Annotated in this window: 20 protein-coding genes; 12 read left to right on the top strand and 8 right to left on the bottom strand. The window is 51.8% G+C overall.

Annotated features, from left to right (window positions below; genetic code table 11):
- The first annotated feature begins 35 nt into the window (after positions 1-35).
- From mrcB to fhuB, 5 genes are all read left to right on the top strand, one after another.
- Positions 36-2,576, top strand: coding sequence for a bifunctional glycosyl transferase/transpeptidase (gene mrcB / locus RHD99_RS19820; protein ID WP_309876089.1), 2,541 nt, complete (start codon positions 36-38; stop codon positions 2,574-2,576).
- Positions 2,577-2,787: 211 nt separating this feature from the next.
- Entirely contained in the window at positions 2,788-4,959 is a 2,172-nt protein-coding gene (fhuA, locus tag RHD99_RS19815; protein ID WP_183272815.1) for a ferrichrome porin FhuA, read from the top strand.
- Between the two features lie 62 nt (positions 4,960-5,021).
- Entirely contained in the window at positions 5,022-5,819 is a 798-nt protein-coding gene (gene fhuC, locus RHD99_RS19810; RefSeq protein WP_309876088.1) for a Fe3+-hydroxamate ABC transporter ATP-binding protein FhuC, read from the top strand.
- Positions 5,819-6,718, top strand: a complete 900-nt coding sequence (fhuD, locus tag RHD99_RS19805; RefSeq protein WP_183272817.1) for a Fe(3+)-hydroxamate ABC transporter substrate-binding protein FhuD — start codon at positions 5,819-5,821, stop codon at positions 6,716-6,718. The genes fhuC and fhuD overlap by 1 nt, the downstream gene beginning before the upstream one ends.
- Complete coding sequence (gene fhuB, locus RHD99_RS19800; protein WP_309876087.1) at positions 6,715-8,700, top strand: Fe(3+)-hydroxamate ABC transporter permease FhuB; 1,986 nt, start codon at positions 6,715-6,717, stop codon at positions 8,698-8,700. The genes fhuD and fhuB overlap by 4 nt, the downstream gene beginning before the upstream one ends.
- Before the next feature lie 173 nt (positions 8,701-8,873).
- Here the strand turns inward: fhuB and hemL are convergent, their stop codons facing one another.
- On the bottom strand, positions 8,874-10,154 hold the full coding sequence (gene hemL / locus RHD99_RS19795; protein ID WP_183272819.1) for a glutamate-1-semialdehyde 2,1-aminomutase: 1,281 nt from the start codon (positions 10,152-10,154) through the stop codon (positions 8,874-8,876).
- 148 nt (positions 10,155-10,302) lie between these two features.
- Here hemL and clcA point away from each other — a divergent pair, with 148 nt between their 5' ends.
- Both clcA and erpA read left to right on the top strand, forming a co-directional pair.
- Entirely contained in the window at positions 10,303-11,724 is a 1,422-nt protein-coding gene (gene clcA / locus RHD99_RS19790; protein WP_309876086.1) for a H(+)/Cl(-) exchange transporter ClcA, read from the top strand.
- A gap of 81 nt (positions 11,725-11,805) precedes the next feature.
- Positions 11,806-12,153 (top strand): iron-sulfur cluster insertion protein ErpA, encoded by a 348-nt coding sequence (gene erpA / locus RHD99_RS19785; RefSeq protein WP_309876085.1) that lies wholly within the window; start codon positions 11,806-11,808, stop codon positions 12,151-12,153.
- 52 nt (positions 12,154-12,205) lie between these two features.
- On the opposite strand, the gene RHD99_RS19780 is transcribed toward erpA, so the two are convergent.
- Genes RHD99_RS19780 through mtnN form a run of 3 tightly spaced genes read right to left on the bottom strand, consistent with a single transcriptional unit; the run spans position 12,206 to position 14,339 of the window.
- On the bottom strand, positions 12,206-12,826 hold the full coding sequence (locus RHD99_RS19780) for a TRIC cation channel family protein (RefSeq protein WP_309876084.1): 621 nt from the start codon (positions 12,824-12,826) through the stop codon (positions 12,206-12,208).
- A 21-nt stretch (positions 12,827-12,847) separates the two neighbouring features.
- Positions 12,848-13,648, bottom strand: coding sequence for a vitamin B12 ABC transporter substrate-binding protein BtuF (gene btuF, locus RHD99_RS19775; protein ID WP_309876083.1), 801 nt, complete (start codon positions 13,646-13,648; stop codon positions 12,848-12,850).
- Complete coding sequence (mtnN, locus tag RHD99_RS19770) at positions 13,641-14,339, bottom strand: 5'-methylthioadenosine/S-adenosylhomocysteine nucleosidase (protein WP_309879221.1); 699 nt, start codon at positions 14,337-14,339, stop codon at positions 13,641-13,643. The genes btuF and mtnN overlap by 8 nt, the downstream gene beginning before the upstream one ends.
- Positions 14,340-14,433: 94 nt before the next feature.
- Between mtnN and dgt the strand changes: the two genes are divergently transcribed.
- The 3 genes from dgt (at position 14,434) to RHD99_RS19755 (ending at position 18,861) form a co-directional block, all read left to right on the top strand.
- Complete coding sequence (gene dgt, locus RHD99_RS19765; RefSeq protein WP_309876082.1) at positions 14,434-15,948, top strand: dGTPase; 1,515 nt, start codon at positions 14,434-14,436, stop codon at positions 15,946-15,948.
- A 142-nt stretch (positions 15,949-16,090) separates the two neighbouring features.
- Entirely contained in the window at positions 16,091-17,539 is a 1,449-nt protein-coding gene (degP, locus tag RHD99_RS19760) for a serine endoprotease DegP (protein WP_183272825.1), read from the top strand.
- 164 nt (positions 17,540-17,703) lie between these two features.
- A complete protein-coding gene (locus tag RHD99_RS19755) occupies positions 17,704-18,861 on the top strand; it encodes a CdaR family transcriptional regulator (protein WP_183272826.1) in 1,158 nt (385 codons plus the stop codon).
- Positions 18,862-18,996: 135 nt separating this feature from the next.
- Here the strand turns inward: RHD99_RS19755 and RHD99_RS19750 are convergent, their stop codons facing one another.
- The 4 genes from RHD99_RS19750 to map all read right to left on the bottom strand — a co-directional run bounded on the left by RHD99_RS19750 (position 18,997) and on the right by map (position 24,011).
- Complete coding sequence (locus RHD99_RS19750; RefSeq protein WP_034493480.1) at positions 18,997-19,386, bottom strand: DUF3461 family protein; 390 nt, start codon at positions 19,384-19,386, stop codon at positions 18,997-18,999.
- A 233-nt stretch (positions 19,387-19,619) separates the two neighbouring features.
- Complete coding sequence (gene dapD, locus RHD99_RS19745) at positions 19,620-20,444, bottom strand: 2,3,4,5-tetrahydropyridine-2,6-dicarboxylate N-succinyltransferase (RefSeq protein WP_034461055.1); 825 nt, start codon at positions 20,442-20,444, stop codon at positions 19,620-19,622.
- Between the two features lie 37 nt (positions 20,445-20,481).
- Entirely contained in the window at positions 20,482-23,154 is a 2,673-nt protein-coding gene (glnD, locus tag RHD99_RS19740) for a bifunctional uridylyltransferase/uridylyl-removing protein GlnD (protein WP_309876081.1), read from the bottom strand.
- A gap of 62 nt (positions 23,155-23,216) precedes the next feature.
- Positions 23,217-24,011, bottom strand: a complete 795-nt coding sequence (map, locus tag RHD99_RS19735; protein WP_309876080.1) for a type I methionyl aminopeptidase — start codon at positions 24,009-24,011, stop codon at positions 23,217-23,219.
- Between the two features lie 311 nt (positions 24,012-24,322).
- On the opposite strand from map, the gene rpsB reads away from it, so the two are divergent.
- Both rpsB and tsf read left to right on the top strand, forming a co-directional pair.
- Positions 24,323-25,048, top strand: coding sequence for a 30S ribosomal protein S2 (rpsB, locus tag RHD99_RS19730; protein ID WP_183272829.1), 726 nt, complete (start codon positions 24,323-24,325; stop codon positions 25,046-25,048).
- 210 nt (positions 25,049-25,258) lie between these two features.
- Entirely contained in the window at positions 25,259-26,110 is an 852-nt protein-coding gene (gene tsf, locus RHD99_RS19725) for a translation elongation factor Ts (protein WP_183272830.1), read from the top strand.
- Positions 26,111-26,160: the final 50 nt, after the last annotated feature.

Below are 26,160 nucleotides of genomic sequence, written 5' to 3'. Positions count from 1 at the left end.
TCAGGCCGTGCGCCTTATTTTTGGTGGAGAAAGCAATGGCGGGGAATGACCGCGAACCGATTGGACGTAAAGGTAAACCTTCACGTCCTGTAAAAGAGAAAGTAAGCCGCCGTGTCCGCGAAGAGGAATACGATGCGGATTACGACGATGATTATGACGACGAGGAACCGATGCCACCGCGTAAGGGAAAAGGCAGCGGCAATGGCCGTCCGCCACGTAAAAAGCGCCGCTGGTTGTGGTTCTTACTAAAACTGTTTGTCGTTTTTGTTGTGCTGTTCGTGATTTACGGCGTCTATCTGGACCAGAAGATCCGCGCGCGTATTGATGGCAAAGTCTGGCAACTCCCGGCGGCGGTATATGGCCGCATGGTGAACCTTGAACCAGACATGCCGTACAGCAAAAAAGAGATGATTAACCTGCTGGAAGCCACGCAGTATCGCCAGGTGACGAAGATGACTCGCCCTGGTGAATTTACGGTGCAGGGCAGCAGTATTGAGATGATCCGTCGCCCGTTTGATTTCCCTGACAGTAAAGAAGGGCAGATCCGCGCACGTCTTGTTTTTGATGGCGACCATCTGGAATCGATCCAGAACATGGATAACAACCGCAGCTTCGGTTTCTTCCGTCTGGATCCGCGTTTAATCACCATGTTGTCTTCACCCAATGGTGAACAGCGTCTATTCGTGCCACGCACCGGATTCCCGGAACTGCTGGTTGATACGCTGATCGCTACGGAAGATAAACACTTCTACGAACATGATGGGATCAGCTTCTACTCCATCGGTCGTGCGGTGCTGGCGAACCTGACTGCCGGTCGTACGGTGCAAGGTGCGAGTACACTGACGCAACAGCTGGTTAAAAACCTGTTCCTGTCGAGCGAACGTTCTTACGTGCGTAAAGCGAACGAAGCGTACATGGCGCTGATCATGGACGCCCGTTACGGTAAAGACCGCATTCTTGAGCTGTATCTGAACGAGGTGTACCTCGGGCAGAGCGGCGATAACGAAATTCGCGGCTTCCCGTTGGCGAGCCTGTACTACTTTGGTCGTCCGGTTGAAGAGCTGAGTCTTGACCAGCAAGCGTTGCTGGTCGGCATGGTGAAAGGGGCGTCGATTTACAACCCATGGCGTAACCCGAAACTGGCGCTGGAACGTCGCAACCTTGTGCTGCGCTTGTTACAAGAGCAGAAAGTGATCGACCAGGAACTTTACGACATGCTGAGCGCTCGCCCTCTGGGTGTGCAGCCGCGTGGCGGGGTGATTTCGCCGCAGCCTGCATTTATGCAGATGGTACGTAACGAACTCCAGGCCAAGCTTGGCGATAAAGTTAAAGACCTGTCCGGCGTGAAGATCTTCACCACTTTCGACTCCGTTTCCCAGGATGCGGCAGAGAAAGCAGTGAGCGAAGGCGTACCGGTTCTCCGCGCTTCTCGTAAGCTGAAAGATCTTGAAGCAGCAATGGTGATTGTTGACCGTTCAACCGGCGAAGTTCGTGCCATGGTTGGAGGGGCGGAAACACAATATGCAGGCTTTAACCGCGCGATGCAGGCACGCCGTTCTATCGGTTCTCTGGCTAAACCTGCAACGTATCTGACAGCGTTAAGCCAGCCCGATGCCTATCGCCTGAATACCTGGATTGCCGATGCACCGATTGCGCTGAAGCAGCCAAATGGTCAGGTTTGGTCGCCGCAAAACGATGATCGTCGCTATAGCGGTCAGGTGATGCTGGTTGATGCGCTGACACGTTCGATGAACGTACCAACGGTGAATCTGGGTATGGCGCTTGGCCTGCCAGCCGTCACCGACACCTGGATTAAACTGGGTGTGCCGAAAGACCAGTTGCATCCGGTTCCGGCAATGTTGCTGGGCGCATTGAACCTGACGCCAATCGAAGTGGCTCAGGCATTCCAGACCATTGCCAGCGGCGGTAACCGCGCAACGCTTTCTGCATTGCGTTCGGTGATTGCTGAAGATGGTACCGTGCTGTATCAAAGCTTCCCGCAGGCAGAACAGGCCGTTCCTCCACAGGCGGCTTACATGACGCTGTACACGATGCAGCAGGTTATGGCGCGTGGTACCGGGCGTGCGTTGGGTGGCAAATATCCGAACTTGCATCTGGCAGGGAAAACGGGGACCACCAACGATAACGTTGACACCTGGTTTGCCGGGATTGATGGTAAAGAAGTCGCCATCACCTGGGTTGGGCGTGATAACAACCAGCCGACCAAACTGTACGGTGCGAGCGGGGCGATGTCGCTTTACCAACGCTACCTGGCGAACCAAACGCCAATTCCGTTGGTGCTGAACCCACCGGAAGATATCGTCGATATGGGCGTTGATAGCGCAGGTTACTTCCAGTGCGGTGGCGGTGGTGCTCGTGTGCTGCCAGTGTGGACGACGAATCCGGATGGATTGTGCCAGCAAAGCCAGCAGGTTGAGCAGAACAATAATCCGTTTAGCCAGTCGCAGCAGCAGCCTCAACAGCAGCCGCAACAACAGCAGCAGCAACCGCAGCAACAACAAGATTCAGGTGATGGTGTTGCCGGTTGGATAAAAGACATGTTTGGCAGTAAGTAATCGTCACTGCTTTCCAAAAAAGCCTCCGTTTATACCGGGGGCTTTTCTTTTTTCTACTCCATGTAATTACTCTGGTTAATTATTATTCCCTCGCGCTGAGAAGGGGTGTGATCCGCTTGCTATGCACTTTCCGTTTCGTCTATTATTCTGCGGGCATAATAATAATTCTCGTTTTCGTTATCATTCGTCACTTCATCAGAGATAAAGCACAATGGCACGTTTAAGAACTGGACAACCAGTCAATACCTCAATTCGCAAGCTCGCTTTTTTTGTTGCTGCCGCTGTAAGCGGTGTCAGCGCACCGAGTTTTGCCGCTGATAGCACAGCAACCAAAGAAGATACCATCACCGTTTCTGCAAGTGCGGCTGATGAAAGTGCATGGGGCCCGTCTCCGACGATTGCGGCTAAACGCACGGCAACCGCCACCAAGACCGATACGCCAATTGAAAAGACACCGCAGTCTATTTCTGTTGTGACGCGTGAAGAGATGGATACTCACCAGCCAGCTTCCGTTAAAGAAGCGCTGGGCTATACGCCGGGCATTACCGTTTCAACTCGTGGCTCTTCAGACACGTATGACGCGGTGAAAATTCGTGGTTTCGGTTCTGTTAACCAGAACAACTATTTAGATGGCCTGAAACTTCAGGGTGATTTCTACAACGAAGTCATCATCGACCCGTATATGCTTGAGCGCGTGGAATTAATGCGTGGCCCAACGTCCGTACTGTACGGAAAAAGCAGCCCAGGTGGCATCATCACGATGGTGAGCAAGCGCCCAACCACTGAACCGCTGAAAGAAGTGCAGTTCAAAATGGGTACCAACAACCTGTGGCAAACTGGTTTTGATTTCAGTGATTCACTGGATGATGCAGGTGAGTATTCTTATCGTCTGACCGGCGTGGCGCGTTCTAACGACGACCAACAGCAGTTCTCCAAACAGAAACGTTATGCGATTGCACCGTCGTTCTCCTGGCGTCCTGACGATAAAACCAATTTCACTTTCTTAGCTAATCTGCAAGACACCCCAGAAACCGGTTATTACGGTTGGTTGCCTAAAGAAGGCACCGTTGAGCCGTTGCCAGATGGTTCGCGCTTGCCGACTAACTTCAACGAAGGTGTGCCAAATAACACCTACTCGTTGTCCCATAAAATGGTCGGTTACAGCTTTGACCATGAGTTCAACGACACTTTCACCGTGCGTCAGAACCTGCGTTATGTTGACTCCAAAACCAATCAGAAAAGCGTTTACGGGACAGGCGTAGATTCAACGGGTCATATGTTGACTCGTGGTACCGTTGTGGATAACGAAAAACTGCACAACTTTGCGGTTGATACCCAGTTGCAGAGCAACTTTGCAACTGGCGAAATTGCACATACCTTGCTGACAGGTGTGGATTTCCAGCAAATGCGTAACGATGTGAACGCTACCTTTGGCAGCGCGCCTCCGCTGGATTTGTATAACCCAGTCTATGAAAACTACGATTTTGGCGATGCGGATCCGTATCAGCAAAACAAACAGAAACAGACCGGTATCTACATTCAGGATCAGGCGGAGTGGAACAAGTTTGTTCTGACTGTAGGTGGCCGTTACGATTGGCTCAAGCAATCTACTCTCGCGTACCAGGCGAATAACTTCACCGAGCGTGACGACAGCGAATTCACTGGCCGTGCAGGTCTGAACTATCTGTTCGATAACGGTGTATCGCCATACATTAGCTACAGTGAATCTTTCGAACCAAACTCAGGTGCGGATTTTTACGGCAACACCTTCAAACCTTCTAAAGGCCGTCAGTACGAAGCGGGCGTGAAGTATGTGCCGAAGGATATGGCGGTGGTCATTACCGGTGCGGTTTATCAGCTCACCAAGTCTGATAACCTGATGTCCGATCCTGATACTTCCCACGGTTTCTCCTCCATTCAGGGCGGCGAAATTCGTTCTCGTGGCGTAGAACTTGAAGCGAAAGCGGCGGTTAATGCCAACATTAACGTCACAGCGTCTTACACCTACACCGATGCGGAATACACCACCGACACCACTTTCAAAGGCAATACGCCTGAGCAGGTGCCAGAGCATATGGCTTCACTGTGGGGTGATTACACCTTCAATGAAGGTGCGCTGACCGGTCTGACTATCGGTACTGGCGGTCGCTTCATCGGTTCCAGCTACGGCGACCCGGCGAACAGCTTCAAAGTGGGTAGTGCTGCGGTGCTGGATGCAGTGGTTAAATATGACCTTGGCCGCTTCGGTATGAATGGTTCAAGTGTTGCGGTAAACGTGAACAACCTGCTTGATCGTGAATACGTTGCCAGCTGCTTCGCCACTTACGGTTGCTTCTGGGGCGCAGAGCGTCAGGTTGTTGCGACGGCAACATTCCGCTTCTAAGTTGGTTTAGAATCAGCAATTTAGGGCACGGTTCGCCGTGCCCATCAACAAAGTTGGCTACCATGCAGGACAAACACCTTCATCCCGATACCACGTTTAGCCTCACTGACGTTACCTTCCGCGTACCCGGCCGCACGCTCCTCCATCCCCTGTCGATGACCTTTCCTGAGGGAAAAGTCACCGGCCTGATTGGGCACAATGGGTCGGGCAAATCGACATTGCTGAAAATGCTTGGCCGTCATCAGAAGCCCTCTGAAGGGGAAATTCACCTCAACGATCATCCTCTGGATAGCTGGAGCAGCAAGGAATTTGCGCGCAAAGTCGCGTATCTACCGCAGCAACTTCCTGCAGCAGAAGGGATGACGGTGCGTGAACTGGTGGCGATTGGGCGTTATCCGTGGCACGGCGCGCTGGGTCGTTTCGGTGCGGCTGACAGAGAGTTGGTTGAAGAAGCGATTACGCTGGTTGGGCTAAAGCCTTTTGCGCATCGCCTTGTGGACAGTCTTTCCGGTGGTGAGCGCCAACGTGCGTGGATAGCCATGCTGGTGGCACAAGATAGCCGCTGCCTGCTGCTGGATGAGCCGACATCGGCGCTGGACATTGCCCATCAAGTTGATGTGCTGGCACTTATCCATCGTCTTAGCCAGGAGCGTGGTCTGACCGTGATTGCTGTGCTGCATGATATTAATATGGCTGCGCGCTACTGCGATAACCTCGTGGCGTTGCGCGGTGGCGAAATGATTGCCCAGGGTAGCCCGGCTGACCTGATGCAAAGCGCGACGCTTGAGCTGATTTACGGTATTCCAATGGGCATTCTGCCCCATCCTGCGGGTGCTGCCCCGGTAAGCTTTGTTTACTGATGAGTGAGCTGATTAATCCTTTTTTGAGTCGTCGGCAGTTGCTAACCGCGTTGGCGCTCTCACCGTTACTGCTCAAAATGGGCAATGCACAGGCTGCAACGATAGATCCTCGCCGCATTGTGGCGCTGGAATGGTTGCCCGTCGAACTGATGCTGGCGCTGGGCATCACGCCTTATGCGATGGCAGATATCAAGAATTATCAAGCCTGGGTCGGCGAGCCAAAATTGCCGGAAGGCATTATCGAAGTTGGCTTACGTACTGAACCTAATCTCGAACTCCTCACCCAATTAAAACCGTCGCTGATTCTCTATTCCGCAGGCTATGGCCCGTCACCGGAAAAGATGTCGCGTATCGCGCCGGGCTTAGGCTTTAGCTTTAACGATGGTTCCGGCAAGCCGCTGACCGTTGCCCGCCAGTCACTGACGCAACTGGGTGAGAAACTCGGTATGCAGCAAGCAGCAAGCGATCACCTGCTGAAGTTCGACCAATTTATCGAGCAGATGAAACCTCGCTTCGCTTTGCGCGGTGACAAACCGGTATTGCTGATGACACTGTTAGATTCCCGCCATGCGCTGATTATTGGGAAAAACAGTTTGTTCCAACAGGTAATGGATTTGTTGGGTGTGAAAAACGCATGGTCGGGTGAAACCAATTTCTGGGGGAGTGCGGTGGTTGGCCTTGAGCGTTTAGCCGAGGTCAAAGACGCCGATGTTATCTGCTTTGATCATAATAACGATGCTGAAATGGCTCGCGTAACCGCGACGCCTCTGTGGAATGCCATGCCTTTCGTTCGTCAGAATCGTTTCCAGCGCGTACCTCCGGTGTGGCTTTATGGCGCGACGCTTTCCGCGATGAGCTTCACAACCACGCTGGCTAAAGCCATAGGGAGCCAGGCGTGAAACATCGTTATGCGCTGTTCCCTGCGTTGCTTTTATCACTGCTGTTTATTCTTGCCTGTGCGCTGACTCTGCATAACCTGAATGTGCAACTGCCTTTCGCGCAGTGGACTGCGGCCTTACGGCAACCGAGTATTGATGACATCAATCAGATGTTGTTCCACTACAGCTTACTCCCGCGTCTGGCTATCTCGTTATTGGTGGGAGCCGGACTTGGGCTGGTAGGTGTGCTTTTCCAGCAAGTGCTGCGTAACCCGCTTGCCGAGCCGACCACGCTTGGCGTGGCGAGTGGCGCGCAGTTGGGCGTCACGGTTGCCACGTTGTGGGCGCTGCCCGGCGGATTTGCGACACAACAGTTCGCGGCATTAGTCGGGGCGGGCGTTGTCGGCTTATTGGTGTTTGGTGTCGCCTGGGGCAAGCGTTTATCGCCAGTCACCCTGATTCTTGCCGGTCTGGTGCTTAGCCTGTATTGCGGTGCGGTAAACCAGTTGCTCGCCATTTTCCATCACGACCAATTACAGAACATGTTCCTGTGGAGCACCGGTTCGCTGAACCAGCAAGACTGGGACATCGTTAACGGCTTGTGGCCACGCCTGGTGGGCGGTTTGCTGCTAACGCTATTGCTGCTGCGCCCGTTAACGCTCATGGGCCTCGACGATGGCGTCGCACGTAATCTGGGCCTGGCACTTTCGATGGTGCGCCTGGCAACGCTGGTGCTGGCGATTGCCATCAGCGCATTGTTGGTTAATGCGGTCGGGATTATCGGTTTTATCGGCCTGTTCGCCCCGTTGTTGGCGAAAATGCTCGGTGCGCGCCGCCTGGTTGCACGCTTGCTTCTGGCACCGGTTATTGGTGCGTTGATTCTGTGGCTGTCGGATCAATCGGTTGTCTGGCTTACCAGCGTATGGCGTGAAATTTCTACCGGTACGGTAACGGCGCTGATTGGTGCTCCTTTACTGCTTTGGCTTCTGCCACGCCTGCGCACTGTTGGCACGCCTGCCATGAATCAGGGCGATAACGTTCCTGATGAGCGCCAGCATTTAGCATGGTGGGCGTTAATCGGTAGCGGCGTGTTGGCGCTGATTATCGTGACTGCGCTGACGCTTGGGCGCGACGCGTACGGCTGGAATTGGGCGAGTGGTTCGTTATTCCACGACTTGTTGCAGTGGCGCTGGCCTCGGGTATTAGCGGCACTGACGGCTGGCATGATGCTGGCGGTTGCGGGCAGCGTGATTCAACGCCTGACCGGCAATGCCATGGCGAGCCCTGAAGTTCTGGGTATCAGTTCCGGCGCGGCATTTGGCGTGGTCGTGATGCTGTTTATCGTACCAGGAAATGCATTTGCCTGGTTGTTCCCAGCGGGCAGTCTGGGGGCGGCAGTCACATTGCTGGTGATTATGGTCACGGCAAGTCGTGGTGGTTTTTCACCGCAACGCATGCTGCTGGCGGGGATGGCGCTGAGTACGGCGTTTACCATGCTGCTGATGTTACTGATGGCTAGTGGCGATCCGCGCATGGCAGGCATACTGACCTGGATTTCAGGATCGACTTATAACGTCACCGGCGATCAGGCCGTCAGAACGCTTATCCTGATGGTGATTTTATTTGCCCTGACGCCACTGTGTCGCCGTTGGTTGATGATTCTGCCGCTGGGGGGAGCCACCGCGCGGGCGATTGGTATGGCTTTGAGCCCATCACGCTTCGCACTGCTTTTGCTGGCCGCGACGTTAACGGCTGCGGCCACGATGACCGTCGGCCCGCTGAGTTTTGTTGGCTTAATGGCACCGCATATCGCGCGCATGCTCGGTTTTAGACGCGCAATGCCACAGTTGATAATATCGGCGTTGTTGGGTGGGATGTTGATGGTAGCGGCGGACTGGTGTGGCAGGATGATTCTGTTCCCGGATCAAGTTCCGGCGGGGTTATTGGCAACGTTTATCGGTGCGCCGTACTTCATCTATTTGCTGCGTAAGCAGACTCGCTAGTCTTTCTCCTTCTCCTGGGGGAGAAGGCTGGGATGAGGGGGCTATTGACTAAAACCACCCTCACCCTGGCCCTCTCCCTGAGGGAGAGGGAATTATCGGTTTTCTTCCTCTCCCAAAGGGAGAGGGGAATTGCCGGGTTTCTTCCTCTCCCAAAGGGGGAGGGGAACGACAGATTAAAGCTTCGCGAACACCCGACGCGCGGCGTCGATGGTTTTCTGAATATCTTCTTTCGAATGCGCAACTGACATAAAGCCTGCTTCAAACGCAGACGGTGCCAGGTAAACGCCTTCTTCCAGCATTAAGTGGAAGAACTTCTTAAAGCGCTCAACGTCACACGCCATCACATCCTGATAGCAGGTCACAGATTCTGCATCGGTAAAGAACAGACCGAACATCCCGCCGACATTATTGACCACCAGGGGAATATTTTCGGCTTCAGCCGCGTTCAACAAGCCATCAGCCAGCATTTCCGTCAACTCGGTCAACGTCTGGTGAATACCCGGTTGTGCGACTTCGGTCAGGCAAGCGTAACCGGCTGCCATCGCGATTGGGTTACCGGAAAGCGTACCCGCCTGATAAACCGGCCCAGTGGGTGCCAGCGCGTCCATGATTTCGCGACGACCACCGAAGGCACCGACCGGCATACCGCCACCAATAATCTTGCCCAAACAGGTTAAGTCAGGCTCAACACCGTAGTAAGACTGTGCGCCAGCCAGTGCGACACGGAAACCGGTCATCACTTCGTCGATAATAAACAGTGCGCCAAACTCGTCACACAGTGCACGCAGGCCTGGCAGGAAATCATCGTTTGGTGGAATGCAGTTCATGTTGCCCGCAACCGGCTCAACAATAATGCAGGCGATCTCTTGCGGATATTGCTCAAACGCTGCGCGTACTGAGGCGAGATCGTTATAGGTGCAGGTGAGGGTGTGTTTGGCAAAATCAGCCGGAACGCCCGGAGAGTTTGGCTGGCCGAGGGTCAGTGCGCCAGAACCGGCTTTCACCAGCAGGCAGTCTGCGTGACCATGGTAGCAGCCTTCGAATTTGATGATTTTATCGCGGCCGGTGAAACCACGTGCCAGGCGAATGGCACTCATGGTGGCTTCAGTACCGGAGTTCACCATACGAACCATATCCATCGTTGGAACCAGTTCCGTCACCAGTTCCGCCATTTTCACTTCCATCTCGGTTGGCGCACCAAAGCTCAGGCCGCGTTCAACCGCTTCAATAACGGCATTGCGGATCGCCGGATGGTTGTGGCCGAGCACCATTGGCCCCCATGAACCGACGTAATCGATATAGGCTTTGCCGTCAGCGTCATACAGGTAAGCCCCGTCAGCACGTTCGATAAACAGCGGCACTCCGCCGACACCGGTAAAAGCACGAACAGGTGAGTTAACCCCACCAGGAATGACTTTACGTGCGGCAGCGTACAGGTTTTCAGACTTACTCATGAATCGGCTCCTGATTCGTGGAAATTCGTGGAAATAGTGGCAACACGCTATTCTAAGGGAAACGGTGGACGTTATGAAGGTATTGCCCAAACGCATCGAGGGAGTAGAATGCCCCTTCGATTTGTATTACCAATAAATGATTAGCCAAATGAATCACTCCCACCCCTCTTTTGAAGCACAGCAGGTTGTGCGCTTACGTAGGGGCGACATGGTGCGTCGCCTTATTAGACAGGATAAAACTCCGGTCGCAATTCTATTTATGGCCGCGATAGTAGGGACGTTAGCCGGTTTGATGGGTGTCGCCTTTGAGAAATCGGTGACGTGGATGCAGCAAAACCGCCTGGCGATGCTGGCGCATGTGGCTGATTACAGTCTCATTGTCTGGCCGTTGGCATTCATCAGTTCAATGCTTTTGGCGATGGTCGGTTACTATCTGGTGCGGCGTTTTGCTCCGGAAGCGGGGGGCTCGGGTATCCCTGAAATTGAAGGGGCACTTGAAGAATTACGCCCGGTCCGCTGGTGGCGTGTCATCCCGGTTAAGTTTATCGGTGGTATGGGAACGCTCGGTGCGGGGATGGTTCTCGGGCGCGAAGGCCCGACAGTGCAGATGGGTGGCAATATCGGGCGCATGGTGCTGGATATTTTCCGCCTGCGGGGTGCTGAAGCCCGCCATTCTCTGCTGGCAACCGGTGCTGCTGCGGGTTTGTCCGCGGCGTTTAACGCGCCGCTGGCGGGGATACTGTTCATCATCGAAGAGATGCGCCCGCAGTTTCGCTATAACCTGATTTCGATAAAAGCCGTGTTTATTGGCGTGATCATGTCGAGCGTGGTTTTCCGTATTTTTAACGGTGAAAACGCGGTGATTGAAGTCGGGAAGCTTTCGAATGCACCTGTTAATACGCTGTGGTTGTATCTGGTGTTAGGCATGGTCTTCGGTATCGTTGGCGTGTTCTTCAACGCAATGGTGTTCCGCACTCAGGATATGTTCCAGCGTATGCACGGTGGAAACATCAAAAAATGGGTGATCATCGGCGGCTTGTTGGGTGGCATTTGTGGCGTGTTAGGGCTTATCCAACCCGCAGCGTCTGGCGGTGGTTTTAACCTGATTCCCATCGCGGCTGCCGGAAATTACACGTTAGGGATGCTGCTGTTTATCTTTATTGCGCGTGTGATTACTACGCTACTGTGTTTTTCTTCCGGTGCACCAGGCGGGATTTTTGCGCCTATGTTGGCTTTAGGCACATTGCTTGGGACCGCGTTTGGTATGGCGAGTGCTGCCTGGTTCCCTGTCTATCACCTTGATGTTGGGACATTTGCGATTGCCGGAATGGGCGCGTTGTTTGCCGCATCGGTGCGTGCGCCGTTGACGGGGATCGTGCTGGTTCTGGAAATGACTGACAATTATCAGCTCATTCTGCCAATGATAATTACCTGCCTTGGCGCGACACTATTGGCACAATTTCTTGGCGGAAAGCCGCTATACTCCTCGATCCTTGCGCGAACGCTTGCCAAACAAGAAGCCGAGAAGCAGGCTAAAGAACAGCAAACCCCGAGCGGGGAGAATACTTGAACGATTTACTCGGGTATTAGATAATGACCCCAGAATTCGGGTTGAAATATACCCGACTACCTATTTCGTTGGGAGCAAACAATGAGTGATGACGTAGTAGCGCTGCCGTTGCAGTTTACAGAAGCAGCAGCCAATAAAGTAAAAACCCTGATCGCGGATGAAGAGAACCCAAATCTGAAACTGCGTGTTTACATCACCGGTGGTGGTTGCAGCGGCTTCCAGTATGGTTTTACTTTCGACGATCAGATCAACGATGGTGATATGACTATCGAGAAGCAAGGCGTTTCGCTGGTTGTTGACCCGATGAGCCTGCAATATCTGGTAGGTGGCGCGGTGGATTACACCGAAGGTCTGGAAGGTTCCCGTTTTGTGGTGACTAACCCGAACGCGAAAAGTACCTGCGGGTGTGGTTCTTCCTTCAGCGTCTAATTGCTGCTTAAAAAGAAAAAGCCGTGTCTTCAAACACGGCTTTTTTTATTGTTTATTGTCGGTCATCCAACGCAAACGTCGGCAGTTTAAGGTGCCAACGAATGGCGGCCAGTCGAATAGCCAGGGTGACGACCATGCCAATCATACTGGCTTGTTCTAACGGGACGTGGAACGTGTCATATGCTGTCGCGTGCACAATACCGCCTGCAATACAGGCCGTGGCATAGATTTCGGTACGCAAGATCATCGGGATTTCACGCGCTAATACGTCGCGAATAATCCCACCGCCAACACCGGTCAGCACGCCCATGCAGATGGCAATCAGCGGACTGGTGCCAGCCAAAAATGCTTTGTTAACCCCAATCCCAACGAACACCGCAAGGCCGACAGCATCCAGCACCGGCAAAATCCATTTTGGCAGGCGACGCGGCTGGCGCACGAGCAAGATAGTCAGCAAACAGGTGACCATCGCGACCACTAAGTCTGTGGGATCTTTAACCCAAAATACCGGACCGTTATCCAGCGCCATATCGCGAATAGTCCCGCCGCCGACGGCTGTTACTACGCCCAGCACCAGTACGCCGAAAGGGTCCATACGAAGTTTTCCAGCCAACAGCACGCCGGAGATGGCAAAGACGGCTGTGCCAATGATGTCCAGCCAATAGACGAGCATGGGAGATTACCCTCAGTAAGTTTATTTTTCTGCCAGCTCCTTACAGAGCTGTTTTGCGGCGAGGATAATACGTGGGCTCGAGCGACTAAACCAGTCATCATTCACTGCAATAACCGGAATTTTTAACTGGGTATTCCAAAAATGTTCAACGGGTGGAATCTGGGTCTCATCGCCGGTAATAATAATAGCCTGCGGACGCCGACTAATCACTTGTTCGCGGCTCACTTGCGGCCAGGGAACCCGACTATCAGCAAAGATATTTTGCCCGCCACAGACTTCCAGAATTTCGTTTTGAATCGAACCGCGCCCAGAAGTAAACAGCGGCTGCTGGCCGAATTGTAAAAACACTTTTTTCTTCGGATGCTGGGAGTAGTGCGCTTTCAAATCTGCAAATTCTTTTGCCAGTTGATCAGCGGCGTCGTGAGCGGTTTGTGGCGTTGGACTGTATTGGCTCAGTTGACGCAGTGCGGCAACAACACCTTCGACGGTCGTCGGATCAAGCCAAATAACGTTAATCCCCAGCGCCTGCATCTGATTGACTTGCCGTTCTGCATTTCCACCACGCCACGCCAGCACCACATCGGGTTTTAGCGCCACGATGCGCTCGAGGTTCATCCCTTGCCAGTTTGAGACTTGCTCAAGCTTTTTGGCTGCCTCCGGATAATTTGACCAGGCGCTAACCGCAATCGGTGTGATCCCCGCAGCGAATGCCAGTTCAGTATTACTCGGCGACAATGAGATAACCCGCGGCGCTGCAATCAGCAACGCCGGGAGACAACATAGCAGCGCGACCAGCCCGCGCCAGAGGTTCTTATTACGCACGCGCCAGTTTCTGTATCAGGTTTTCAACCATCAGCGTGGACTGTTTCGCTGCTACGGCGAGGAACTCGTCAAAGCTCAGGTGAGATTGCTGATCGGCAACGTCAGAAATAGCGCGAACCACGACAAACGGCGTACCAAAATTGTGGCAAACATGCGCAACGGCAGTCGCTTCCATTTCAACCGCGATAGCCTCAGGGAAGTTATGGCGGATTTTTGCCAATGCCACAGAACCATTAATAAAGGCATCACCACTGACAACCAGGCCGCGTACCGCGTTCAGATTCAGCTCAGCAATGCACTCTTCAGCCGCTGCAATCAGGTTGGCGTCGGCGGCGAAACCTGCCGGGCAACCTGGCAGTTGGCCGTATTCATAGCCAAAAGCAGTTACGTCTGCGTCGTGGTAACGCACTTCATCAGAAACCACGATATCACCGACGTTAAGCGTAGGGGCAAGACCACCCGCAGAACCGGTGTTAATGACAACATCCGGTTTGCAATGCTCAAGTAGCAGCGTTGCGCCCATGGCAGCGGCAACTTTACCGATGCCTGATTTCAACAATGCCACTTCAACGCCGTTAAGCTGACCGGTGTAGATTTCACACCCTGCCAGCGTCAGCGTTTGACGATTTTCAATTTTGTCACGCAGTAGCGTAACTTCTTCTTCCATTGCACCAATAATGCCTGCTTTCATAGTGATACTCGCTAATGTGGTGGAATTTGAACCAAATTTCAGCGCATAGTCTATCATGGCTGGCAGCGAGGCTTTAAATGGAACAGGGGTGGGCATGAGCGAAATAGATTTCCGCAAGAAAATTAACTGGCACCGTCGTTTCCGTTCGCCCGAAGGACAAAAAAACGAGCATGAGATCCTGCGTATTTTTGAAAGCGATCGCGGGCGAATCGTTAACTCTCCGGCAATCCGCCGTTTGCAGCAAAAAACCCAAGTCTTTCCGCTGGAGCGTAATGCTTCTGTTCGTACCCGTTTGACCCACTCGATGGAAGTTCAGCAAGTCGGGCGCTATATCGCCAAAGAGATATTGAGTCGACTGAAAGAACAGCAAGATCTTGAACGCTATGGATTGCATGAACTGACTGGCCCATTTGAGAGCATCGTGGAAATGGCGTGCTTGATGCACGACATCGGCAATCCACCGTTTGGTCATTTTGGCGAGTCGGCAATAAATGACTGGTTCCGTCAGCGCCTGTTTCCGGGAGATGCGGGGAGCCAACCGCGGAGCGACGATCGTTGCCGGGTCGCAACATTACGTCTGCATGAAGGCGAAGATCAGTTGAATGGCTTGCGCCGTAAAGTCCGCCAGGATCTTTGCCAGTTTGAGGGGAATGCGCAAGGTATTCGCCTGGTGCATAGTCTGTTACGCATGAATCTGACCTGGGCGCAGGTTGGCTGCATTCTCAAATATACCCGTCCCGCCTGGTTTGTGGGAGAACCGCCAAAAAGCCATGCGTATTTGATGAAGAAGCCCGGCTTTTATCTGTCTGAAGAGTCGTACATTGTGCGTCTGCGTGCAGAGCTTGGGCTCGGTGAGTACAGCCGGTTTCCACTGACCTGGATAATGGAAGCGGCTGACGATATCTCTTATTGCGTGGCGGATCTCGAAGATGCCGTTGAGAAGCGCATCTTTAGTGTTGAGCAGCTTTATCAGCACTTATGTGATGCCTGGGGCGAGCGCTGCGAGGGCGATCTTTTTGAGCGAGTGGTGAATGAAGCCTGGGAGAAATCCCGTTCAAATCAAATGCGTCGCAGCACCGAAGACCAGTTCTTTATGTACCTGCGCGTCAATACGCTAAATCAACTGGTGCCTTACGCCGCGCAACGTTTTATCGATAATCTGGACGAGATATTTAGTGGGGAGTTTAATCACGCGCTTCTTGAAGATGACAGCTCATTTGCTCGCTTGTTGGAACTTTATAAACAAGTGGCATTTAAACATGTGTTTAGCCATCCAGAGGTGGAGCAGCTCGAATTACAGGGTTATCGTGTCATTAGTGGTTTACTTGAAATTTACAGTCCGCTACTCAATATATCCTGCGAGGATTTTGCTGAACTGGTGGAAAAAGAAAGTTTACGTCGTCTACCGATTGAGACACGGTTATTCCACAAATTATCGACAAAACACCGGCTTGCTTATATCGAAGCCATCAATGACTTAGCACCGTCAGACAGTAATTATCCGGTATGGGAATATTACTACCGCTGTCGTCTGATTCAGGATTATATCAGTGGAATGACGGACTTATTTGCCTGGGATGAATATCGTCGTTTAATGGCCGTGGAATAAGTGAGTCATTGAGTTTTGTAAAGACGGACAATAAATTTTTACTTTTCCAGTGACTTATCGGCGGAACTTAGCGCCCTAATCGTCACTCTATACAGGCCTACACAGCAATTTTGCGTGACTTATTAACTTGAGACTTAAACAGATGAAAAAAACAACTTTAGCAATGAGCGCGCTGGCTCTTAGTCTGGGTTTGGCGCTGGGTCCTGTATCCGCTATCGCCGCAGAAACGGCTTCTTCTTCCACCGCAACGGCGGCGCAACCGTTGCCAAGCCTTGCGCCAATGTTGGAAAAAGTAATGCCATCAGTGGTGAGCATTAATGTTGAAGGAAGCACCACCGTTAACACGCCACGCATGGGGCGTAACTTCCAGCAATTCTTTGGTGACAACTCACCATTCTGTCAGGAAGGTTCACCGTTCCAGAGTTCACCTTTCTGCCAGGAGGGCGCGGCTGAAGGGGGTTCCCAGGGTGGTGCTCAACAGCAGAAATTCGCAGCCCTTGGTTCTGGTGTCATTATTGATGCAGCGAAAGGCTATGTCGTAACTAACAACCACGTTGTTGATAATGCAACAAAAATTCAGGTTTCTCTGAGTGATGGCCGTAAGTTTGAGGCAAAAGTCGTGGGTAAAGATCCACGTTCTGATATTGCACTGCTGCAGTTGCAAGATCCGAAAAACCTGACTGCGATTAAGATGGCTGATTCCGATGCACTGCGCGTTGGTGATTACACCGTCGCAATCGGTAACCCATATGGCCTGGGTGAAACGGTGACTTCCGGTATTGTTTCAGCGTTGGGTCGTAGCGGCCTTAACATTGAAAACTATGAAAACTTTATCCAGACCGATGCGGCAATCAACCGTGGTAACTCCGGTGGTGCACTGGTTAATTTGAACGGTGAACTGATCGGGATTAACACCGCGATTCTGGCGCCAGATGGCGGCAACATCGGGATCGGCTTTGCTATCCCAAGCAATATGGTGAAAAACCTCACCGCGCAAATGGTTGAGTTCGGCCAGGTTCGTCGTGGCGAGCTGGGTATTTTGGGTACCGAACTGAACTCTGAACTGGCGAAAGCCATGAAGGTTGACGCACAACGCGGCGCATTTGTAAGCCAGGTTATGCCAAACTCTTCGGCTGCAAAAGCAGGTATTAAAGCCGGTGATGTGGTGGTTTCATTGAACGGTAAGCCAATTAGCAGCTTTGCTGCACTGCGTGCGGAAGTCGGTTCTATGCCAGTGGGAAGCAAACTGACGCTTGGCTTGCTGCGCGATGGCAAACCTGTCTCTGTGGATCTGGAACTGCAACAAAGCAGCCAGACTCAGGTTGACTCAGCAACCATCTTTACCGGTATTGAAGGTGCTGAAATGAGCAACCGCAGCGGTAAAGGTGAGAAAGGGGTTATCGTTAATAACGTGAAAGCGAATACCCCGGCTGCGCGTATTGGCCTGAAAAAAGGTGACGTCATCATTGGTGTGAACCAGCAGGTGGTCAATAACATTGCTGAGCTGCGTAAAATTCTCGACACCAAACCGTCAGTCATGGCTCTGAACATTCAGCGTGGTGATACCACTATCTACCTGCTGATGCAGTAATCGTCACTGAGTCACACTCAAAACTATCAGGGCCGCGCTATGCGGCCCTTTTTTGTGAGCCTTTCCACAACTCCATATTCTTCATTCGCGCTTTGTGCATTTGCACAATGCCGAGGCAATTCATCTCGCCTATGCTGGTCCATTAGCACGACTCAGGAGGAAGCATGGCTGGCTGGCATCTTGATACCAAAATGGCGCAGGACATCGTGGCGCGCACCATGACCATCATTGATACCAATATTAATGTGATGGATGCGCGTGGGCGGATTATTGGTAGCGGCGATAAAGAACGTATTGGTGAATTGCACGAAGGTGCGTTGCTGGTGCTCTCTCAGGGGCGTGTTGTCGATATTGATGATGCGGTTGCCCGGCATCTGCATGGCGTGCGTCAGGGTATCAACCTGCCATTGCGCATCGACGGTGAAATTGTTGGTGTGATTGGTTTGACGGGCGAGCCAAAGTCGCTGCGCAAGTACGGTGAGCTGGTGTGTATGACCGCTGAGATGATGCTTGAGCAATCTCGCTTGATGCACCTGCTGGCGCAAGACAGTCGCTTACGCGAAGAACTGGTGATGAATTTAATCCAGGCTGAAGAACATACGCCTGCGCTGAGTGAATGGGCGCAGCGTTTGGGGATCGACCTGAATCAGCCTCGAGTGGTTGCGGTGGTGGAAGTCGACAGCGGCCAGCTTGGTGTGGACAGCGCGATGGAGGAGCTGCAACAGTTGCAAACCGCACTGACAACACCTGAGCGGAATAACCTGATTGCGATTGTATCGTTAACGGAAATGGTGGTGCTGAAACCCGCGCTAAACCAGTTTGGCCGTTGGGATGCGGAAGATCACCGTAAACGCGTTGAACAGTTGATTAGCCGCATGAAAGAAAACGGTCAGCTGCGTTTTCGCGTTGCGCTGGGAAATTATTTTACTGGCCCTGGTAGCATCGCACGTTCATACCGTACTGCCCGTACGACCATGATGGTCGGCAAGCAGCGTATGCCGGAAAATCGCGCTTATTTTTATCAGGATTTAATGTTGCCGGTGCTGTTGGATAGTTTACGCGGTGGCTGGCAGGCGAACGAACTGGCACGTCCTTTAGCTCGACTGAAATCCATGGATAACAACGGGCTACTACGTCGTACGCTCAGCGCATGGTTCCGTCATAACGTACAGCCACTGGCTACGTCCAAGGCCTTGTTTATTCATCGCAATACGCTTGAGTATCGGCTGAACCGTATCTCTGAATTAACCGGTTTAGATTTAGGGAATTTTGACGACCGATTGTTGCTCTATGTGGCATTGCAGTTGGACGAGCAAAGGTAATAAATACAAAACGGTAACCCAATGGTTACCGTTTTTAGTGTATGCCCCCCTCCCTGAGGAGAAAAGGGACTATGGTTTTCCCCCTCTCCACGTGGGAGAGGGCTAGGGTGAGGGCATCAGGCCGCACCAGATTGCTTATTTACCGCGGGTTAGCTTATCCAGATCGGATTCAATTTCACTGATCTTATGAGCAACCACAGATTCCAGATGGCGAAGATCATCGAGAATTTTGCGTTTCAGATCGACTTCAGTGCGATCGCGTTGGCAAAGTTGATCCAATTCATCAATCACATAACGCAGGTTCGGGCTGATTTCCTGCACTTCTTTGTAGCCCTGGCCTACGCCATCGGCAACGACAGTTTTACGCTGGCGTGGGTATTTGAATTTCACGCTTTTAGCAAAAAACTCGCCTTTATCCTTCTGGAAATAGATTTTCAGGATATCGTTGTTGGCTTCCTGCCGGAGGCTGTAACGATCGATTTCATCAGGATTGGTAATACCCAAACTTTTCAAGTTATCGTACATAGCGTTACCTTTTTCCATACTATTAATCGACAGATAATCAGCGGGAAACTCTTTTTCCGCCAGTCCCGGATGCTAAAAAGGTGGGTTACCCCACCTTTTACACATTTATACCCTTCATACTTCAAGTTGTGGGGGGGGCTGCACTGTCTCACCCCAGTCACTTACTTTAGTAAGCTCCTGGGCATTCGTAAGTTTGCCGCCTACCCACAACTCGAATTATTTTGGGTATGTATTTAGTCGATGGTGCGAAGTAGCTCGTTGATACCCACTTTACCACGGGTTTTGGCATCTACTTTTTTCACGATAACAGCGCAGTACAGGCTGTACTTACCATCTTTGGATGGGAGGTTACCGGAAACGACAACAGAGCCCGCAGGCACGCGGCCATAATGTACTTCACCGGTTTCACGGTCATAAATACGCGTGCTTTGGCCGATGTAAACGCCCATGGAAATGACAGAACCTTCTTCAACGATAACGCCTTCCACAACTTCTGAACGCGCACCGATAAAGCAGTTATCTTCGATGATGGTAGGGTTAGCCTGCAACGGCTCCAGAACACCACCGATGCCCACACCACCAGACAGGTGAACGTTTTTACCAATCTGCGCGCAAGAACCGACGGTTGCCCAGGTATCAACCATCGAACCTTCATCAACGTATGCACCGATGTTGACGTAAGAAGGCATCAGTACAGTATTGCGTGCAATGTATGCACCCTGGCGTACTGCCGCTGGTGGCACAACGCGGAAACCTTCTTTCTGGAAGCGAGCTTCGTCATAGTTGGCGAATTTCATCGGCACTTTATCGAAGTAGCGGCTTTCTGCACCATCAATAACCTGGTTGTCATTGATACGGAAAGAGAGCAGAACGGCTTTTTTCAGCCATTGGTGGGTTACCCACTGGCCATCAATTTTTTCGGCAACGCGCAGCGCACCGCTGTCGAGCAGGGAGATGACCTGGTTTACCGCTTCACGAGTAACGGTATCAGCATTTGCCGGAGTGATTTCGGCGCGGCGCTCGAAAGCGGTTTCAATTACGTTTTGTAGCTGCTGCATTGACTTGTTCCTGATTGTGACAAAATTAAAAAGACTGTTATTTATCGTTTGGATTAAGGGCCGCTGTCAACCGTTGCTGTACTTCCTGTTGTAACTCATCATTAAGAGCACGCCGGTCGGCAGTGGCGATTATAAATAAATCTTCTACTCGCTCACCAATTGTCGTGATTCTTGCACCATAAAGCGAGATCCCGAGATCGGCAAACACTTCTCCCACACGCGCCAGCAAACCCGGCTGATCTAAAGCAATCAGTTCCAGGAAGGTGCGCCTGTCGGTATGTGTCGGCAGGAAATTCACCTCGGTATCGACAGTAAAGTGACGCAGTTTTGCTGACTGGCGGCGTGGTTGAGGCGGCTGCCAACTGGTCTGGGTGATGGCCTGTTCCAGGCTCTGGCAAATAAGTGCGTGACGATCGGCGGAAAGTGGACTGCCGTCTGGCTCCAGAACGATAAAGGTGTCCATTGCCATGCCGTCACGCGTGGTAAAGATTTGCGCGTCGTGAACGCTGAGATTGCGCCTGTCCAGCTCTGCACAAACCGCAGCAAACAGGTGAGGGCGGTCTGGGCTCCAGATGAAAATCTCTGTGCCACCGCGAGTTGCTTGTGGGCTGAGCAAAATCATCGGTTTGCTTAGATCGTGCTTCAGCAAATGGCGGGCGTGCCAGGCAATTTGATTAGGTGTGTGGCGGACGAAGTAGTTCGCCCGACAACGACGCCAGATGTTATGCAATGCTTCTTCGTCGATGTTATCCATACGCAGCAATGCCAGCGCCTGCAATTGATGGTGGCGGACACGTTCGCGCATATCCGGGCTGTTTTGCATCCCGCGACGGAGTTGTTTTTCGGTAGCGAAGTACAACTCGCGTAACAAACTCTGTTTCCAACTGTTCCACAAGGTTTCGTTCGTCGCGCAGATATCAGCAACGGTCAGGCAAACCAGGTAGCGCAGACGGTTTTCAGTCTGGACTTCTTCGGCAAACTGCTTGATGACTTCTGGATCCTGAATATCGCGGCGTTGTGCCGTAACGGACATTAACAAATGCTGGCGTACCAGCCAGGAGACGAGCTGTGTTTCACGAGAATTCAGCCCATGAAGCTCCGCAAATTTTACGATGTCCTGCGCGCCGAGTACCGAGTGATCCCCACCACGGCCTTTGGCGATGTCGTGGAATAGCGCGGCGATCAGAATCAGCTCCGGGTGTGCCAGGCGTGGCCACAAATCTACGCATAAAGGATGTTTAGGGCGCGTTTCTTCTTTGGCGAAACTTTCCAGTTTTAGCAGCACACGTATGGTGTGTTCATCAACGGTATACGCGTGAAACAGGTCAAACTGCATCTGGCCGACGATATGTGACCATTGCGGCATATATGCCCACAGCACGCTGTGACGGTGCATGGGCAATAATGCGCGGCTCACGGCACCCGGATGGCGCAGGATGACGAGGAACAGTTCACGTGCTTCGGGAATGTAGCAAAGGGGTTGCTTGAGATGGCGACGCGCATGACGCAAATGGCGCAGCGTGGTCGAATATATGCCGGTGATGTCCCGGTTGCGCACCATCAAGTAAAACATGCGCAAAATGGCCTGCGGCTCGCGTATAAACAACGTTTCGTCGCGTAGATCAATAAGTGATCCACGCAGTTGGAAGTCATCATCCAGAGGCCGCGGCTTTTCGCTGGCATCGAGTGCGAGAATCGCTTCATCAAAAAGCTGCAATAGCATCTGGTTAAGTTCACCCACACGTCGCGTCACACGATAAAAGTCTTTCATCATATGCTCGATCGGCTGATTCCCTTCACCGTGGTAATTCAGGCGTTGGGCGACGCTGAGCTGTCGGTCGAACAATAACCGATTATCGTAGCGATTCACTTCAAGGTGCAGGGCAAAACGGATGCGCCACAACAGATGCTGGCACTCATCGAGTTCATTTCGTTCCGCTTCAGTTAAAAAGCCAAAGCCGACCATTTCGCTTAATGACGTTGCGCCAAAGTGGCGACGTGCGACCCATTGCAGGGTATGGATATCGCGCAGGCCGCCTGGGCTACTTTTGATATCCGGTTCGAGGTTGTAACTCGTGCCGTGATAACGTTGATGACGTTCATTTTGCTCATCAATTTTGGCGGCGAAGAATTTCGCCGAAGGCCAAAAGCCATCACTAAAAATGTGTTTGTGCAGTTCGAGGAAGAGGGCGACATCGCCAATCAGCAAACGTGATTCAATCAGGTTAGTGGCGACCGTTAAATCTGACAGTCCTTCGAGTAAACACTCTTCAAGCGTACGCACGCTGTGGCCGACCTCCAGTTTCACATCCCAAAGTAGCGTCAGCAGCTCGCCGATTTTCTGGGCTTGTGATTCGGTCAGGCGTTTACGGCTGAGAATCAGCAAATCAATGTCGGAAAGAGGATGCAGTTCCCCGCGTCCGTAGCCGCCTACTGCAACCAGGGCCGTTTCAGTCACATCGCCAAAGCCGTATTTCAGCCACAATCGTTGTAGGAGTTGGTCGATAAATTCGGTGCGGGCATCCATCAACTTTTCAGCAGAAATACCGTCGTCGAATGCGCTCCCCAGCCATTGTTGGAAGAGGTCGATACGGGCTTTTATCTGGCTGCAATGGAACTCTGAATCTGGCCAGTTGACGGGGTATTCAGGTTGCCCGGAAATCTCAGGAAGCACAGTGGTCGCGTACTGCTCGGGTAAGCTCTGGGTCATATCGCCATCCATAAAAAAAGCCGGCATAAGCCGGCTTCAATTGCTGACTTTTGTCAGGCGAATCACTCGTTATGCGAAATTACACTTGGGATAGTGTCATCTTTACGCAAAGTGAGAATTTCGCAGCCGTTATCTGTCACCACAATAGTATGCTCGTATTGTGCAGACAAGCTGCGATCTTTGGTTTTCACCGTCCAACCGTCTTTCATGGTGCGAATGCGGTAATCACCGGAGTTGACCATCGGCTCGATGGTGAAAGTCATGCCCGGTTGCAGCACCACGCCGCCGTCATCAGCATCATAATGCAGGACTTGTGGTTCTTCGTGGAAAACACGGCCAATGCCGTGTCCGCAGTACTCACGTACCACAGAAAAACCTTCTGCTTCAACGAACTTCTGAATTGCTGCACCGAGGGTACGCAGGCGAATGCCTGGTTTTACCATGCGCAGCGACAAATACAGGCTTTCTTGCGTGACTCGGCACAGGCGCTCACCCAGAATTGTTGGCTTGCCAACAATGAACATTTTTGAAGTGTCGCCGTGGTATTCGTCTTTGATGACGGTAACGTCGATGTTGACAATATCGCCATCTTTCAAGATTTTAGTGTCGTCAGGAATACCGTGGCAGACGACTTCATTGATAGAAATGCACACTGATTTTGGGAAACCGTGGTAGCCCAGGCAGGCTGAAATCGCCTGTTGATTGTTAACGATGTAATCGTTGCAAATACGATCCAACTCGCCAGTGCTGACGCCGGGTTGTACGTGAGGTTCAATCATTTCCAGCACTTCAGCGGCAAGTCTGCCCGCAACGCGCATTTTTTCAATTTCTTCTGGGGTTTTAATTGAGATAGCCATTCATTCGATCCGCAGGTGTCGTCAATATCGACAATAATTAAGCAAGTGTATGGCAATGTTATCAGGGCGTGCGATCGGTGCCAAATCGAGAATAGGTGAACACGCTTTCTGCTAACAACTATTGGTGTCTGGGTCTGTTTTATGGTATAAAGCGCGCCGGACTTGTATTCCGATTTTTCGGATACAGCCAACACTCTCACTTTGTGTAAATAACACACACGTATCGACACATATTCCGGGGTGCCCTTTGGGGTCGGTAATATGGGATACGTGGAGGCTTAACCCCATACTTTTATATAGAGGTTTTAAACATGGCAACTGTTTCCATGCGCGACATGCTCAAGGCTGGTGTTCACTTCGGTCACCAAACCCGTTACTGGAACCCGAAAATGAAGCCTTTCATCTTCGGCGCTCGTAACAAAGTTCACATCATCAACCTTGAAAAAACTGTACCTATGTTCAACGAAGCTTTGGCTGAACTGAGCAAGATCTCTTCTCGTAAAGGCAAAATCCTTTTCGTTGGTACTAAGCGCGCAGCAAGCGAACCAGTAAAAGACGCTGCTCTGAGCTGCGATCAGTTCTTCGTGAACCATCGCTGGTTGGGCGGTATGCTGACTAACTGGAAAACCGTTCGTCAGTCCATCAAACGTCTGAAAGATCTGGAAATCCAGTCCCAAGACGGTACCTTCGACAAGCTGACCAAAAAAGAAGCACTGATGCGTACCCGTGAGCTGGAGAAGTTAGAAAACAGCCTGGGCGGTATCAAAGATATGGGCGGTCTGCCGGATGCTCTGTTTGTAATCGACGCTGATCACGAACACATTGCAATCAAAGAAGCGAACAACCTGGGTATCCCAGTATTCTCTATCGTTGATACTAACTCCGATCCAGATGGCGTTGATTTCGTTATCCCTGGTAACGACGATGCAATCCGTGCTGTAACCCTGTACCTGGGTGCTGTAGCTGCTACCGTTCGTGAAGGCCGTTCTCAGGATCTGGCTTCTCAGGCAGAAGAAAGCTTCGTAGAAGCTGAATAATAAGGTTCGCTCTTATTTGAGCCCTTATACCCAATAGATTTTAAGTTGCAGCCAACGCCGCAGCGGCTTAAAAGATAAAGGGTATTAACCAGGTATTGAATAGTTTGGTTAGGGGGCCTGTCTCAGGCCCCCTTTTTATTTTGAGCCAGGGTTCGTCTGTTCCGTGGACCAGGGCTTATCTCTCTCTACGAGATAACCGAGGATTTTAGAATGGCTGATATTACTGCTGCTCTGGTAAAAGAACTGCGTGAGCGTACTGGCGCAGGCATGATGGATTGCAAAAAAGCACTGACTGAAGCTAATGGCGACATCGAGCTGGCAATCGAAAACATGCGTAAGTCTGGTGCGATCAAAGCAGCTAAAAAAGCAGGCAACGTAGCTGCTGACGGCGTGATCAAAACTAAAATTGCAGACGGCTATGCTGTGATTCTGGAAGTTAACTGCCAGACTGACTTCGTTGCTAAAGATGGTGGTTTCCAGGCATTTGCTGACAAAGTACTGGACGCTGCTGCTGCAGGCAAAGTTACTGACATCGAAGTGCTGAAAGCACAGTTCGAAGAAGAGCGTGTTGCACTGGTTGCTAAAATCGGTGAGAACATCAACATTCGTCGTGTTGCTGTTCTGGAAGGCGATGTTCTGGGTAGCTACCTGCACGGTGCTCGCATCGGTGTTGTTGTTGCTGCTAAAGGCGCTGACGAAGAACTGGTTAAGCAAATCGCTATGCATGTTGCTGCAAGCAAACCAGAATTCGTTAAGCCAGAAGACGTGTCTGCTGAAGTTGTTGAGAAAGAGTACCAGGTTCAGCTGGACATCGCTATGCAGTCTGGTAAGCCGAAAGAAATCGCAGAGAAAATGGTTGAAGGCCGCATGAAGAAATTCACCGGTGAAGTTTCTCTGACTGGTCAACCTTTCGTAATCGACCCAAGCAAAACTGTTGCGCAGCTGCTGAAAGAGCACAATGCTGACGTGACTGGCTTCATCCGCTTTGAAGTGGGCGAAGGCATCCAGAAAGTTGAGACTGACTTCGCAGCAGAAGTTGCTGCAATGTCCAAGCAGTCTTAATTTTTAAAGGGAGCCGCCAATTGGCGGTTCCTTTTTATCTGGCTTTAAAA

Origin of the sequence: Buttiauxella selenatireducens (assembly GCF_031432975.1) — a bacterium.
Classification (GTDB): Bacteria; Pseudomonadota; Gammaproteobacteria; order Enterobacterales; family Enterobacteriaceae; genus Buttiauxella; species Buttiauxella selenatireducens.
This window is presented reverse-complemented; position numbering and strand designations above follow the sequence as displayed.